The organism is Novosphingobium sp., from assembly GCF_036733805.1.
GTDB lineage: Bacteria > Pseudomonadota > Alphaproteobacteria > Sphingomonadales > Sphingomonadaceae > Novosphingobium.
Genome location: NZ_DAIMZT010000066.1, coordinates 1 through 14,243, shown reverse-complemented (window position 1 = coordinate 14,243; position 14,243 = coordinate 1). Strand labels below are relative to the sequence as shown.

The following is a 14,243-nucleotide window of genomic DNA, read 5'->3' as shown; positions in this document are numbered from 1 at the left end:
AATCGTAAGCTTCGCCGCAGGCCTATGCTTGATCAAATTCGTCCACACGGCCTAGCCACTAACAAACTGGATTCACAACGGGAATCCCTCCGCCCATTTGCGCAACAAAGCCGCTGCACGATTACCAATGTTCTTCCCAAGCGGCTCGAACTTCACTCCACTCGTCATCAGGCAATCGGCGACCCATTGCCATCTGGGCCGCCTCGCGGGGGGTTTTCGCACCGAGCATCTTTGCACTGCTGACCAGATCGTCCAGAAGTTCCTGTCCGCGATCCTTAGGGGGGCATTTTGGGGCTTCGCGCTTTTCACTATCCTCGCGAGCATTTAGCCATTTCCATGCGCCAAACAGGATTAGCGCCGCAGCAAGGGCGTGGAGCCATCCGTTTTCAATAACCCATCTGCCATCGTAGCCGAGGCTGTCCTCGATCATTTCATGAAAGAAGATAAAAATCCCCAAGAGCGCGACACCGAGGAACATTACAAATCGTGCCCGGCGTTCCATTGAAAAATTGCCCATCGCAACCTCCCTCCCTCAAAGGTCAATCAACACTACGACAAATCGTCGGTCGAACGTACGTGAAGAGGTCGCGCCACTTACTCGCAGCTTATACGTTGTAACGTCATACTTTGACCACACCCCTACCATTGATCGGTACAATATCGGCGCCTTTGCGCAGGGTGTCGAGGTAATCGCTCCACCACTGCGCCATTTCAACACGTTCCTTCCAGTGCGCGCCGCGATGATAGGCCGCACGCACCTTGTCGTCATCCCCATGGGCAAGCGCTCGCTCTATTGCGTCGGGGTGCCACCTGCCACTTTCATTGAGCAAGGTTGACGCCATGGCCCGGAAACCGTGCGCTGTCATTTCATCGCTAGCATAGCCCAGGCGACGCAGACCGGCATTGATGGTGTTTTCACTCATCGGGCGCGAGCGAGTGCGGATCGAGGGAAAGACATAACCCGCCGGACCTGTAGCGGACAGCACTTCCCGGAACAGCGCAACGGCTTGACGTGAAAGCGGGACTTGGTGCGCCTTGCGCATTTTCATCTTGCCCGCCGGAATGATCCAGAGTGCGCCGTCCAGATCGAACTCGCTCCATTCGGCATGGCGCAGTTCACCGGGGCGGACATAGACATGGGGAGCAATCTGCAAGGCCAGCTTGGTGATACCGCTGCCTTCATAGTCGTCTATGGCGCGGAGCAATTGGCCGACCTTCATTGCATCGGTGATCGCACCATAATGGGTAACGGTCGGCGCAGTCAGCGCGCCGCGCAGATCGCGGGTAGGGTCCGACGCTAGCCGCGCGGTCGCCACGGCATAGCGGAATACCGCACCCGCCAGTTGCAGGCTGCGCCGGGCACTTTCCAGCTTCCCCTTGCCTTCGATCCGGCGAATGGCTGTCAGCACGTCCGCCGGTTCAATCTCGCCAATGGGCAGTTTGCCGATGGACCCGCAAACCAGCGAAAGCAGATATTCGCTTCGGGTGGCTGTTGCTGGTGCCCAGCCTTTCGCCCCGTCGCGCCGCCGCTTTTCGCAATACTCGTCACAGATCGCCTTGAACGTGTCCGCAGCCTGTATGCGGGCACGGACCTTCTCGCGCTGCTTTTCCCGCGACGGGTCTTTGCCAAGGGCGATCAGTTCCCGCGCTTCCTCTCGACGCCTGCGAGCCTCGCCAAGCCCAATTTCAGGATAGGCCCCGATGGCCAGCAGCTTCTCGCGCCCATCGACGCGATACTTGAGCCGCCAGAGTTTGCCCCCGGCTGGAGTGACAAGCAGGAACATGCCGCCGCCGTCCGCCAGCTTGATCGCCTTCGCGCCGGGCTTTGCATTGCGGATCGCAACGTCAGTCAGGGCCATATGCTTGCAGCCTCTCTGGGGTCCGTACCCCTAATATACCCCCAACCGTGGGGGTATCGAGTTGGCCGTTTTGCATACACCCCCCAATCATACCCCCACCGGCTCATGGCTGAATGCGAACGCGGGTGAACGCCTGCGGCCTAATAACCGCTAAATACCTTGGATTTTGGGGGTCTGTCTATACAAATGCGAACATTGGCGGACAGGAAAATGGAGCGGGTGAAGGGAATCGAACCCTCGTCGTAAGCTTGGGAAGCTTCTGCTCTGCCATTGAGCTACACCCGCATCTGCAGCGCCCGGTGTGCTTGGCGCGCATGTGTCGTGGTGCGCTTTCTGCCGGGCGAGCGCCTAGTGCCACGATCGCGGCTGCATCGTCAATGTGTCTCTTGCAGGTTCGATATCGTCTTGTTCATCGGCCTTCATGAAAGACCCCGGCTTCTCGCAAGGGAGGCCGGGGTCTTCTCACGGCGGGCTGTTGCGCCGACCCGCCTATCGCTGGCATTTCCGCGTCAATGTGCGCCGGCACCCATCGGGATCGGCGTTCCCTGCTTGAGATAGACGCGGTTGTCGTCGATGCGATCGACGTTCTCCAGCGCGACGTAGTGATGCGCTCCATCCGAGCTGTCGGAACGGGTCAGCTTGATCTGATCGCCCAGCACCTCGTCGACCGTGCCGATGTGCTGGCCTGTGCTGGTGGCCACTTCCATGTGCTCGTGGATGCGAAGCTTCTCGAACATCGGGTGTTCTCCTTTTCGGTCTATATCAGGCCAACGGCGCAAGGGTGCGGATCGTTCCTGCATTCGTCCCCGAAGCGGCACGGCTGGCGGAATTGGAGCCGCCCATTGTCCGCACGAAAGCGTCAGGGCTCGGCGCCGAGCCCGAACGTGGCGTCGCCGCGGCCTGACAGCAGCACCCCGTCCGGTCCCACGCCGTCGATTTGGGATACGGCGATGAAAGCCGTCTGGTCGGCGGGATCCGCGCCGGAAAGCAGCACTTCTTCTCCGTCCACCGCTCTTACCGTGCCCACGCAGGTGCCGTCGGCGGCGAAGACTTTCATCCCCTGGCGGATTGTCCCCGCCGGAGTGTGCCAGGCAGGTGGGGCCGGTTGCGGTTCGGTCATGGAAAAAGCGCCTCCTCTTGCTGCTCCAAAGTGAAAAACGCCGCTTGCCCGGCGGTTGCATGCCGAAGGGCGGTGTTTCGAAAGCGGTCGTTTGGGCCGGTCATTGCCCCCAATCCCTTGCGTCCCCATATTCGGGCGAGCGCAATATGTGCTTTTTACGCGCCTGTGGATGGTTGTGCCAGATCACTCCTCACGGCCATGAATTAGGCTATCGTGAGGTTTCGCGCTCAGGGTCCGGCAGGACCGGCCGGCGCTCTCAATTTTCGTCCGCAAGCCGCGGGCACCGAACCGAATCGCATACCGGAGCTTACGTCCATGCCACTGTTGGAAGCCCGCAAGACCTACAAGCCCTTCGAATATCCGTGGGCTTATGACTTCTGGAAGCGTCAGCAGCAGGTCCACTGGCTGCCTGAGGAAGTGCCGCTGGGTGAGGATTGCCGTGACTGGGCGCAGAAGATCAGTGAGCATGAACGCAACCTGCTGACGCAGATCTTCCGCTTCTTCACGCAGGCCGATGTCGAAGTGCAGGATTGCTACCACGAAAAGTATGCCCGCGTGTTCAAGCCGACCGAGATCAAGATGATGCTCACCGCTTTCTCCAACATGGAAACGGTGCATATCGCGGCTTATTCGCACTTGCTTGATACCATCGGCATGCCCGAAAGCGAGTATGGCGCCTTCCTGGAATACCAGGAACTGCGCGACAAGCATGATTACCTGCATACCTTCGGCGTCGACACGGACGAGGATATCGCCCGCACGCTCGCCATGTTCGGCGGCTTTACCGAGGGGCTGCAGCTTTTTGCCAGCTTCGCCATGCTGATGAACTTCCCGCGCTTCAACAAGATGAAGGGAATGGGCCAGATCGTCAGCTGGTCCGTGCGCGACGAGAGCCTGCACTGCGAGGGCATCACCAAGCTGTTCCACACTTTCGTGAAGGAACGCGGCTGCCTGACCAAGGCGGTGAAGGAAGACATTATCGATTGCTGCCAGAAAACGGTGCGACTGGAAGACGCCTTCATTGATCTGGCTTTCGAAATGGGTCCGGTGCCGGGCATGAGCCCCAAGGACATCAAGAAGTATATTCGCTACATTGCCGATTGGCGGCTCGGCCAGCTCGGTCTGCCGGCTATCTACATGATCGAGGAGCACCCGCTGCCCTGGCTTACCCCGCTTCTCAATGGCGTGGAGCATGCCAACTTCTTCGAAACCCGCGCCACCGAATACTCGAAAGGCGCGACGCGTGGCGATTGGAACACTGTCTGGGCCAATTTCGACCAGCGCCGCAAAGCCAAGGCCAACGACGTGGATGATGCGGATGACGGCAGCGAGCCGGATATGTTCGGCAGCCCGGGCGGAGCGCAGGCGGCGGAGTGACGGGGCGGGACCTCGCGGCAAGAATAGCGCGAAGTTCCTTTGGTCCAGAGTCTGGCCCAATGGCTCTCGTTGCCCCATGTCTTTGCAGAGAAATAGATACTTGCAGTTCGTCCGTCGGCTTGCACGCCCTGCCGACTTCGACGCGGTAAAGGAACGGGCTGCCGCGTTTCTCCGGTGATGTCGATCATTTGGGAGAACGCGCATGTTTCGTGGGATCAAGGCTTTTTGCCTGGGCGCGGCGTTGGCCGCGGCTGCGCCGGGGCTGGCTCAGCCCGTGCAGCCGGCTGCCGTGCCTGATGCTTCCGCTGCTGATGCTCTCGCCAACCCTGACGTGGTGACGGTGCGCAATATTTCGCGCATCGAATTGTCGCCCGGTGTGCCGATTGTCGACGGCAGCGGCAACCCGCTGGGCACGGTCAAGCAAGTGGTCGGCAATACCATCGTCATCACGGACGGCGGTGTCGATTATCGTGTGCCGATCACTCAACTCTATGCCTATCGTACCGGCGCTGCTGACCATTTCGCGAGCCGTCTGCCCAAGTCCGCGCTGACGGCCGAGCAGGAGGGCGGGTGAGGGCTCCCGACGGTGTCAAGCCCGATGCCAAGGATACGCCGCCGGTTCTGAAGAAGCATCTGGCGATCGCAAAATCGCGGCGGTAAGCGTTTTCGCTCCTATGTTGCAGAGCGCAGCGCCTCTCGCGCCTTTATGCCGCGGATCTGCGCGAGGTCCCCCTTGAGGACGTCAAGCGTGTCCTGTTCGGCCCGGTTCAGGTCCTTGAGGTCGAGATGCCGGATCAGCACCTCCAGCGCATCGCCGATATGACCCAGTTGCTTGCCGTAGCTGCCTACCTCGTCAAGGATCGCGCGTTCTGTCTGCGGGTACTTCGTTTCGCCGATGTTGACGTTGATGAGGCCAACCGGTCCGGCATCGACGTTCCACGTCCAGGGATTGATCGCCTGCCACAGCCGGTCTGGCGCCAGTTGAAACTGGAATGGCTGCGCGTTCGATTGAGAGGACATTTTCCGATTCTCCCACATTCTTCGACAAGATAGCACGAACTACGGGAGCCACGGCGTGAACGTGTGTTCGTGGCTGGCTTAGCCCGATCCCAGGAACAGGCCCGCCAGCGCCGCGCTCATCAGGTTGGAAAGGCTTCCGGCCGCCAGCGCGCGGACGCCCAGCCTGGCAATGACCGGGCGCTGGTTGGGGGCCAGGCCGCCTGTCACCGCCATCTGGATCGCGATGGAGGAAAAGTTGGCAAAGCCGCACAGCGCGAATGTTATCACCGCCACGGTGCGGGGAGAAAGCCCGGTATCCTGACCCAGCTGGATGAATGACACAAATTCGTTAAGCACGATCTTGGTGCCGAAAAGGCCGCCAGCCTGAAGCGCTTCAGCCCAGTCCGGCGTTGCGAGCAGATAGAATACCGGGGCAAAGACATAGCCGAGCAAGAGCTGGAAGGTCACGTCGCGATAGCCCAGCAGCCCCGCCGCCCAGCCGACGATGCCGTTGGCCAGCGCGATCAGAGCGACGAAGGCCAGCACCATCGCGCCCACCGCCACCGCCAGCCTGACGCCGGTCTGCGCGCCCTGCGACGCGGCCATGATGAGGTTCGCCGGCTTTTCCTCGTCATGCTCGACGGCTTCCGGCTCATCGATATGGATGCCGGGCTGGTGCGTCACGTCCTCACGGTTCAGCGCGGCGGCGGCCATGCCGGCGGGCGGCAAAGTGCCTTCGTGTATCCCCGCGTCGCCGCCGGCCGGCTCGGGCAGGGAGCCTTGCGGATCGGGCATGATGATCTTGGCCATGAAAATACCGCCCGGCGCGGACATGAAAGCGGCGGCGACCAGGTAGTCGATCCGAATGCCCATGCTGGCATAAGCGGCCAGGATCGTGCCGGCCACGCCCGCCAGGCCCACCGTCATCACGCAGAACAGCTGGGATGGATTGAGGCTGGCCAGATAAGGCCGGATCACCAGCGGGCTTTCGCTCTGGCCCACGAAGATATTGGAAGCAGCGCACAGGCTTTCGACTTTGCTGATCCCCGTGACTTTCTCCAACGCCCCGCCGATCCAGCGGATCACCAGCGGCATGATCCGCAGGTAATAAAGAATCGAGATCAGTGAGGCGAAGAAGATGATGACCGGCAGCGCGGCGATGGCGAAGCTGGTGCCGCCGATCGCGGGCGTGGCGATCGGGCCGAACAGGAAGTCGATCCCGGCATGAGCATAGCCAAGCAGGTTGCGGACCCCGCCTGCCGCGCCCTGCAACATGCGGTTGCCGAAAGGCACGTAAAGCACCAGGGCGGCGATCCCCGCCTGCAGCGAGAACGCCGCGCCCACAACGCGCAGGCGGATAGCCTTGCGATTGGTGGAGAGCAGAAAGGCCGTCGTGATGATGAGAGCGATGCCCGTCAGGCTGAAGGCGACATGCATCGAGGCGTACTGCTCCGTTATGGGTCAAGCTGGGCCGAACCTACTGAGCCGCGCCTGGAACGGCTAGTGCAATTGTCGTTTGCCGGTTAGGGCAGGGGCCATGAACCAGCCCGCATCCGCCTGCGCGCTAAAGGCGCAAGGCACGATCTCCCGCTCGCTCTTCGTCTATGCGCTGCTTTACGGCGGGCTGGTTGTGCTTGCCGGAGTGCTGGGAACCAAGCTGGCATCGCTGGGACGCTGGCCGGGGCTGGGCGATCTGGCCGTGGAGTCAGGCATTTTCGCATTCCTGCTGCTGGTGGTGCTGTCCAGCGCGGTGGCTGAGCTGCATGGTCGAGACACCGCCAATCGCTTGGTGCGTTTCGGCTTCATTCCGCTGATCGTGTCCATGCTGCTGCTGACTTTCGTTATCCGCGCGGTGCCACCCGCGCCGTTCTGGAACGATCAGGCGGCTTTCGCCCGCCTGTTGGGGCAAAGTGCGCGAATGCAATTCGCGGGGCTGGTGTCCTACGGCGTGTCGCAGACGCTCAACGTCTATCTCTTTTCGAAACTGGCGGGCCGCGGCCTTGGCCGCGAACGCGGCGCGTTGCTCCTGCTCAGGGCTTGGATCGCCAGCCTCCTGTCGCAGACGGTCGATACCTTGCTGTTCATCACCATTTCGTTTGCCGGGCAGAAGCTGCCGATCTTTGCGATCATGGAAGGGCAGATCGTCGCCAAGCTTGCGCTCTCGACGATCATGGTGCCGGCCTTCATCTGGTTCTTCGTGAAGCTGGGGCGGCGGCTGGATGCGTGAAGCGTTCTTCGCTGAAGACCCGAAACCCCCTTCAAATCCGCGCCCAGCGGGCTAAAGCGCAAGACATGCCGAATCCGCACGATCCCGCCCTGCTCGCCAAGGCCGAAACGCTTGTTGACGCGCTGCCTTATATGCAGCGTTACGCCGGTCGCACCTTCGTCGTGAAGTACGGCGGCCATGCCATGGGCGATCCCGAACTGGCGCACGATTTCGCGCAGGACGTGGTGTTGCTCAAGGCCGTGGGCATCAATCCCGTCGTGGTGCATGGCGGCGGGCCGCAGATCGGGGCGATGCTCAAGAAAGCCGGGATTGAAAGCCAGTTCGTGGACGGCCTGCGCGTGACGGACAAGGCGACCGCCGAAGTCGCCGAGATGGTCCTGTCAGGCGCGATCAACAAGGAGATCGTAAGCTGGATCGCCAAGGCCGGCGGCCGGGCCATGGGCATTTCCGGCAAGGACGGCAACATGGTCACCGCCCGCAAGGTCCGGCGCACGAGGAAGGATCCCGAAAGCCTGATCGAACAAGTGATAGACCTGGGCTTTGTGGGTGAGCCTGACAGGATTGACGTTTCCGTCATCGAAACGATCTCGGCCGCCGGCATGATCCCGGTTATCGCCCCCATCGCTCCGGGGACGGACGGTGAGACTTACAACGTCAATGCCGATACGATGGCCGGCGCCATTGCCGCGGCCTTGGGGGCGGCGCGCTTGTTTCTGCTGACGGACGTTCACGGCGTGCTCGACAAGCAGGGCAACCTGCTGACTGACCTGAGGCCCGCCGATATCGAGCACCTGCATAAGGACGGCACGATTTCCGGCGGCATGATCCCGAAGCTGGAAACCTGCATTCACGCGGTGAAGGCGGGGTGCGAGGCGGCGGTGGTGCTTGACGGCCGGGTGTCGCACGCCATGTTGTTGGAAATATTCACGCAAGAGGGCGCCGGGACATTGATCCGCGCGGGTTAGCCGTTCATGTGAGGGGGGGCACAAGCTGAAAGGGTAACTTGGAGCACATGCGTAATACCGTCGCCATCAAGGCCATTCTTCTCGCCGCGCTTCCAGGCACCATGCTGCTGCTTGCCGCATGCCATCGGAATCCGCCGGCGCCTGAGATGAGCGCGGGCGCGACTGAAGACGCGAGCGATGCGGTGGTTCCGGCCCCTTCGGTCGATGCATCGGCGGCGACCGACGCCGGGATCGCCGCCGGTCTCGATATGGAGGCGCTGACGGAACGGCGCGATCCCGAAAGATTGCTGCGCTATTATACGAATGCGATCCGCGTAGGCGATTGGGTGGATGCCGCAAGGGCCTGGAGCCTCGATGCCCAGATGACGCCGGAAAAGCTGAAGGGCGAGTTCGGCGGCCAGGCCGGCCCCAAGATTGCCATCGGCAAGGGTGATGTGGAAGGCGCTGCAGGTTCGCTTTATTACGAGGCGCCGGTGGTGATCGATTTCGCCGACGGCCGCCCGTCTCGGCGGGGCACCTTCGTCTTGCGGCGCGTCAATGACGTGCCCGGCGCCAGCGAGGAACAGCTCAACTGGCGGATCGAGCGGACGTCCACGTTTACGCAGTAATCTTCGTCCAGCCGCGTCGGTCAATCATGGCGCGCACCCTTGCCGGGGCGGCGCCTGCTCGGCTATCAGCGCGGCAAGCGTCGGCCTGAGCGCGGGCCTTACCAGGAAAGGAGCAGGCGTTGCTTTTCGCCACCCTCTACGAGATCGTCCAGTACCTCATCAACATCATCGTCTTCGTGGTGATCGTTCAGTTCGTGCTGGGCCTGCTGATCGCATTCAACGTGGTCAACATGCACAACCAGTTCGTTGCTGCGGTGTGGCATGCGCTGAACGCGATCCTGGAACCGATGCTGCGGCCGATCCGGCGGATGATGCCTAATACCGGCGCGATCGATTTCTCGCCGATGGTGCTTATCATCGGCCTGACGATCGTTGGCATCGTGCTGCGCAATCTCGCGCTGGCCTATTATTGATGGAAGCCTTTATGACGAAGGCGCAGATCATAGACGGAAAAGCGTTTGCCGAAGGACTGCGCGCGCGCATCGCCGTGGTCGCCGCAGCTTTCGACGCGAAGGCGGGCCGTAAGGCCGGTTTGGCGGTAGTGCTGGTGGGAGAAGATCCGGCGAGCCAGGTCTATGTGCGCAACAAAGGCAAGCAGACCGTGGCCTGCGGCATGGCCAGTTTCGAACACAAGCTGCCCGCCGACACGCCGGAGGCGGACCTGCTGGCGCTGGTGGAGCGGCTCAATTCCGATCCAGCGGTGGACGGCATTCTTGTCCAGCTGCCGCTGCCTTCGCACATGAACGAGCAGAAGGTGATCGCGACGATCAATCCCGACAAGGACGTGGACGGCTTTCATGTCGTCAATGTCGGGCGCCTCGCCACCGGCCTGCCGGGCTTCGTGCCCTGCACGCCGCTGGGCTGCGTGATGCTGCTGAAGGATAAGCTGGGATCGCTTTCGGGTCTTGATGCCGTGGTGATCGGGCGCTCGAACATCGTGGGCAAGCCGATGGCCCAATTGCTCATCGCCGAAAGCTGCACCGTCACGGTCGCGCACAGTCGCACGAGGAATCTCCCCGAGGTGGTGCGCCGCGCGGATATCGTAGTTGCGGCAGTCGGCCGTGCGGAGATGGTCAAGGGTGACTGGATCAAGCCGGGCGCAACCGTGATCGACGTGGGCATCAACCGGGTTCCCGCGGCAGAGGAAGGCAAAAGTCGGCTGGTGGGCGATGTGGACTTCGCTTCGGCCTGCGAAGTGGCGGGCGCCATCACGCCGGTGCCGGGCGGTGTCGGTCCGATGACGATCGCGGTCCTGCTGCGCAACACCATTGTCGCGGCGCACCGCAATGCGGGCATCGCCCTTGACGAAGGCGCACTTTGAAGCGGCTCCGGCCGGTTCTGGCGCTGGCCCTGCTCGCGGCAGGCCATGGGGCGCCGGCCGGAGCGGAGCCGCCCCGCGGGCGCGCCGGGCCCGGAACCGCCAATCCCAGCGCGCTGATCGCCGCTGAAATAGCCTTTGCCCGCGCCGCCCATGAGAAGGGGCAGTGGACCGCCTTTCGCGACTTCGCTGACCAGGAGGCGGTGATGTTCGTGCCGCAGCCGATCATGGCCAAAGCCTGGCTGAAGGGGCGCAAGGACCCGCCATCGTCCATCCAATGGCAACCCTATCAGGTCTGGATAAGCTGCGACGGGACGCTGGGCGTCACTAAAGGAGCGTGGCAGAGGCCGGACGGCGCGGTCGGCTATTTCACCACCATCTGGCGCCAACAGAAAGACGGCGGCTATCGCTGGGTGCTCGATCAGGGCAATGCGCTGACCAGCCCGCTCAAAGAGCCGGACATGCTTTCCGCCTCCGTTGCGGATTGCCCTGCGCGCCGGGAAGGGCCCCTTCGCGCTGGCAGTGGCAGGCAGAAGCAGCCTGCCAGAGAGAAGCTTCGCGTGGCTGGCGCGGACGGGGGCGGCCGATCGGATGACGGCACGCTCACCTGGACTTATCACGTCGCCGCTGACAACGCCCGTACGCTCTCTGTGTCGCTGCGCAAGGACGGGGCGATGGCGCAGGTGTTGTCAGTCTCCGTCGCGGCCGGCGCTTCGCGGTAATCGCTCGTGCTGGACCTGTTCCTTTCGGCCTTTGTCACGCTGTTCGTCGTTATCGACCCGCCCGGTTGCGCGCCCATCTATGCTGGTCTTTCGTCGGGGGCGAGCCGGCGGCAGGCGGTCGCCATGGCCGCACGGGGCTGTGTGATCGCCGCGCTGATCCTGCTGGTCTTCGCGTTGTTCGGCAAGCAGCTGCTGGGCGCGCTTCATGTCCAGCTTGATGCGTTCCGCATCGCCGGGGGCATCATGCTGTTCATGATTGCGGTGGACATGGTGTTCGAGCGGCGCACGCAACGGCGGGAGGAGCGGGCGGAGAAGATTCGCGCGCATCACGCCGTGACGCCCGAGGTGGAGGATGTCTCGATCTTCCCGATGGCCATGCCGATGCTGGCCGGACCGGGCTCGATCGCCACGATCATGCTGCTGATGAGCCGCGTGCACGGTTTTCAGCAGACAGTGACAGTGCTGGGCGCAATGTTGCTGGTGATGATGATAAGCTTTGCCGCATTGGCCGCCGCAGGCCCATTGATGCGGGTGCTGGGCGATAAAGTGGAGGCGGTCATCACGCGCCTGCTCGGCGTGGTGCTGGCCGCGCTCGCCGCGCAATATGTGATCGACGGGGTGAAAGCGACGCTGCTGACGTAGCAGGCGCTCGCCCGCTCCGTCCCACGGCGGGACGGAGCCCACGGCGTTTACCCATTTGTGGATGTTCGACGGTAAAAGCGCCGGCATGAACAGCCTTGCTCGTTTTGCCCTCGCTCCCGCCGCGCTTTTCCTCGCGGCTTTCCCTGTGACGTCTTCCACGGCTCAGAGCTCCGGCGCTGCCGCGCCTTACACGGTGGTGGAGACCGGGCGCGGCTATGCACGCTTGCAGGATGCGGTGAATGCGATCGGGCAGGGGCGCGGCACGATCCGCTTCGCCTCGCTGCGCTTTGCCGATTGCGCCGTGCAGGCGGAAGGCGAGGTGACATACGAAGCGGCGGTTCCCGGCCAGTCGATCCTGGATGGCGTGGCTTGCGAGGACAAGGGCGCCCTGGTGCTGCGTGGACGCGGGGCGCGGGTCATCGGCCTGGTCTTCGCCAATATCCGCGTTGCCGACAAGAACGGCGCGGGCATCCGTCTGGAGCACGGCAACCTTGCGGTATCGCAAACCTGGTTCCGCGACAGCGAGCAGGGCATCCTGACAGCCGATGACGCCGCAAGCGCGATCACCATAGACAAGTCCACGTTCACGCGCTTGGGCACGTGCGAAGGTTCGGGCTGCGCCCATTCGCTTTACGTCGGCAATTATGGCGCGCTGACGGTGACGCGCAGCCGCTTCGAAGCCGGCACCGGCGGCCACTATGCCAAGACTCGCGCGGCCCGGATCGAGATCGCCGATTGCAGCTTTGACGATTCGCGCGGACGGGGCACCAATTACATGATCGACCTGTCCGACGGCGCCACAGGCCGTATCGCCGGAAACTGGTTCGTCCAGGGGCGCGACAAGGAGAACTACTCCGCCTTCATCGCCGTCGCCGCCGAACATCGCACGCACCCCTCTGGCGGGTTGGTCATCGAAGATAACGACGCCCGTTTCGTTCCCGGCCTGGATCGCCGCAGCGCATTCGTGGCCGACTGGTCGGGCGATGCGGTAAGCCTGGGCCGGAACGCACTGGGGCCTGGGGTGGTGCGTTACGAGAAGCGGTGAGGGCGCCGTTCCGGACGGAAAAATCGGCACAAGCTGAGGACCCGCCCTCGCGGCGACGTCTATGACAGGGTGGTCATTCAGTAGCGGAACACCGTGACTGACGGCGGTGCTTATCACCATCGCGCGCCGCGCCTCACAAAAAGGATGGAAATGATGTCGAAACGTCTGGGGGCGTCCACGCCCCGGCGCGGCCTTGCGCCGTCGATGCGTCGCACCTTGCGCTTGCGCCTGATAGCCGCTGCGGCGCTGCTGGCCGGCGCCTTGATCCTGAGACCGCTTTCCGCGCCGGGCATAGAGCTGGCGGCTTTGCCGAATCTGCCCGCTTCAGCTTGCCAGGGCGGTGACATTTCCGTGCTGACTTATAACGTCGCCGGTCTGCCTTGGCCGCTTGCCAAGAAAGGCGCCGAAGCGCTGCACGCGATCGGGGAGCGGCTGGCGTGGATGCACGCGCGGGGGTGTGCCCCCAGTGTGGTCGTGCTGCAGGAAGCCTTCAGTCGGCAGGCCAAAGCGATCGCCGGTCTGTCCGGCTATCGTTTCGTGGTTGAGGGGCCCAACCGGCGCAGCGGAGCATGGCCGAACGGCGTGGAACGAAGTTGGACTCTGGGCGAAACCGAAGGAACGCCGGTCGACAGCGGCCTGATGGTGCTTTCCGACCTGCCAGTGCTGAACGTGAAAAAGGCGGCCTTTCCAGAGGGCGCTTGCGCCGGTTACGATTGCCTGGCGGCCAAGGGCGTGGTGCTGGTGACGCTTGAGCTTCCCGGTGGCCGCAAGGTGCTGGTGTCCGACACGCATTTCAACAGCAAGGGCGAATCTTACGCGTCTGCCGAGCGCACGATCGATGCTTACCGGCGCGAGGCGTATTTCCTGGCGCGTTTCGTCGCCGCGAACCGGCCCGCCGGCGCACCGGTCATCATGGCGGGCGATTTCAACCAGGGCCAACGCGCCGCCCGGATCGCCGTGCTGCAATCGGCGCTGGACGGGCTTGCTGGGCATTCCCCCGTTGACGCGTTGCGCGCCTGCGCGGGCGCTGATCCACAACTGCTCGCCCGTTCCGCCGACGCTCGCTGGATCACATGGCGCGCACGCGATCTGCAATTCGTGCTGAACGGCAAAGCGGGCAGCCTGACCCCGATGGGCGCCGAAGTTCCCTTCGGCACGGAACGGGACGGCTCGATGCTGTCGGATCACATGGGTTACACGATCCGTTATCGATACTCGGCTTGAGGTTGCTCACCACCCCGCCGCCTGCCGGGGTAGAAACAACGCTCCTCCCCGATCCGGCGAGGATTTCGTGCAGGCACAGTTAATCGCCCGCTGGCGAGTGCGGGGTTGTGCCGGGAGGGCGGCAGGCAGGCAGCAGT

General features: G+C 63.0%; 17 protein-coding genes and 1 tRNA gene. 11 read left to right on the top strand and 7 right to left on the bottom strand.

Annotation, left to right across the window (positions count from 1 at the left end; genetic code table 11):
- Window positions 1–121 precede the first annotated feature (121 nt).
- The 5 genes from V7D69_RS13485 to V7D69_RS13465 all read right to left on the bottom strand — a co-directional run bounded on the left by V7D69_RS13485 (window position 122) and on the right by V7D69_RS13465 (window position 2,979).
- Entirely contained in the window at window positions 122–517 is a 396-nt protein-coding gene (locus tag V7D69_RS13485) for a hypothetical protein (protein WP_333606058.1), read from the bottom strand.
- A gap of 103 nt (window positions 518–620) precedes the next feature.
- Window positions 621–1,859: a tyrosine-type recombinase/integrase gene (locus tag V7D69_RS13480; protein ID WP_333606057.1), complete on the bottom strand. Its 1,239-nt coding sequence runs from the start codon at window positions 1,857–1,859 to the stop codon at window positions 621–623.
- Between the two features lie 211 nt (window positions 1,860–2,070).
- A tRNA-Gly gene (locus tag V7D69_RS13475) sits at window positions 2,071–2,144 on the bottom strand.
- 224 nt (window positions 2,145–2,368) lie between these two features.
- A complete protein-coding gene (locus V7D69_RS13470) occupies window positions 2,369–2,596 on the bottom strand; it encodes a DUF2171 domain-containing protein (RefSeq protein WP_324061873.1) in 228 nt (75 codons plus the stop codon).
- A gap of 122 nt (window positions 2,597–2,718) precedes the next feature.
- Complete coding sequence (locus tag V7D69_RS13465) at window positions 2,719–2,979, bottom strand: DUF2171 domain-containing protein (protein ID WP_324061871.1); 261 nt, start codon at window positions 2,977–2,979, stop codon at window positions 2,719–2,721.
- A gap of 315 nt (window positions 2,980–3,294) precedes the next feature.
- On the opposite strand from V7D69_RS13465, the gene V7D69_RS13460 reads away from it, so the two are divergent.
- On the top strand, window positions 3,295–4,356 hold the full coding sequence (locus tag V7D69_RS13460) for a ribonucleotide-diphosphate reductase subunit beta (protein WP_324061869.1): 1,062 nt from the start codon (window positions 3,295–3,297) through the stop codon (window positions 4,354–4,356).
- A 202-nt stretch (window positions 4,357–4,558) separates the two neighbouring features.
- Window positions 4,559–4,930 carry a hypothetical protein gene (locus V7D69_RS13455; RefSeq protein WP_333606056.1) on the top strand — a complete coding sequence of 124 codons (372 nt, stop codon included), beginning with the start codon at window positions 4,559–4,561 and terminating at the stop codon, window positions 4,928–4,930.
- A 98-nt stretch (window positions 4,931–5,028) separates the two neighbouring features.
- On the opposite strand, the gene V7D69_RS13450 is transcribed toward V7D69_RS13455, so the two are convergent.
- Window positions 5,029–5,376, bottom strand: a complete 348-nt coding sequence (locus tag V7D69_RS13450) for a hypothetical protein (protein ID WP_333606055.1) — start codon at window positions 5,374–5,376, stop codon at window positions 5,029–5,031.
- A 78-nt stretch (window positions 5,377–5,454) separates the two neighbouring features.
- The gene (locus V7D69_RS13445) at window positions 5,455–6,792 is read right to left on the bottom strand and encodes a NupC/NupG family nucleoside CNT transporter (RefSeq protein ID WP_324061864.1); all 1,338 of its coding nucleotides are present in this window, start codon (window positions 6,790–6,792) and stop codon (window positions 5,455–5,457) included.
- Window positions 6,793–6,892: 100 nt separating this feature from the next.
- Here V7D69_RS13445 and V7D69_RS13440 point away from each other — a divergent pair, with 100 nt between their 5' ends.
- The 9 genes from V7D69_RS13440 to V7D69_RS13400 all read left to right on the top strand — a co-directional run bounded on the left by V7D69_RS13440 (window position 6,893) and on the right by V7D69_RS13400 (window position 14,106).
- On the top strand, window positions 6,893–7,582 hold the full coding sequence (locus V7D69_RS13440; protein ID WP_333606054.1) for a queuosine precursor transporter: 690 nt from the start codon (window positions 6,893–6,895) through the stop codon (window positions 7,580–7,582).
- Between the two features lie 65 nt (window positions 7,583–7,647).
- Complete coding sequence (argB, locus tag V7D69_RS13435) at window positions 7,648–8,547, top strand: acetylglutamate kinase (RefSeq protein WP_333606053.1); 900 nt, start codon at window positions 7,648–7,650, stop codon at window positions 8,545–8,547.
- A 47-nt stretch (window positions 8,548–8,594) separates the two neighbouring features.
- On the top strand, window positions 8,595–9,155 hold the full coding sequence (locus V7D69_RS13430; RefSeq protein WP_333606052.1) for a hypothetical protein: 561 nt from the start codon (window positions 8,595–8,597) through the stop codon (window positions 9,153–9,155).
- A 119-nt stretch (window positions 9,156–9,274) separates the two neighbouring features.
- Window positions 9,275–9,568 carry a YggT family protein gene (locus V7D69_RS13425; protein ID WP_324061857.1) on the top strand — a complete coding sequence of 98 codons (294 nt, stop codon included), beginning with the start codon at window positions 9,275–9,277 and terminating at the stop codon, window positions 9,566–9,568.
- 11 nt (window positions 9,569–9,579) lie between these two features.
- A complete protein-coding gene (gene folD / locus V7D69_RS13420) occupies window positions 9,580–10,476 on the top strand; it encodes a bifunctional methylenetetrahydrofolate dehydrogenase/methenyltetrahydrofolate cyclohydrolase FolD (protein ID WP_324061855.1) in 897 nt (298 codons plus the stop codon).
- Window positions 10,473–11,195: a hypothetical protein gene (locus V7D69_RS13415; RefSeq protein ID WP_333606051.1), complete on the top strand. Its 723-nt coding sequence runs from the start codon at window positions 10,473–10,475 to the stop codon at window positions 11,193–11,195. Before folD ends, V7D69_RS13415 begins: the two co-directional genes overlap by 4 nt.
- A 6-nt stretch (window positions 11,196–11,201) precedes the next feature.
- On the top strand, window positions 11,202–11,837 hold the full coding sequence (locus tag V7D69_RS13410) for a MarC family protein (RefSeq protein WP_324061851.1): 636 nt from the start codon (window positions 11,202–11,204) through the stop codon (window positions 11,835–11,837).
- Window positions 11,838–11,922: 85 nt separating this feature from the next.
- Complete coding sequence (locus V7D69_RS13405) at window positions 11,923–12,882, top strand: right-handed parallel beta-helix repeat-containing protein (protein ID WP_324061849.1); 960 nt, start codon at window positions 11,923–11,925, stop codon at window positions 12,880–12,882.
- A 150-nt stretch (window positions 12,883–13,032) separates the two neighbouring features.
- On the top strand, window positions 13,033–14,106 hold the full coding sequence (locus V7D69_RS13400; protein WP_324061847.1) for an endonuclease/exonuclease/phosphatase family protein: 1,074 nt from the start codon (window positions 13,033–13,035) through the stop codon (window positions 14,104–14,106).
- Window positions 14,107–14,243: the final 137 nt, after the last annotated feature.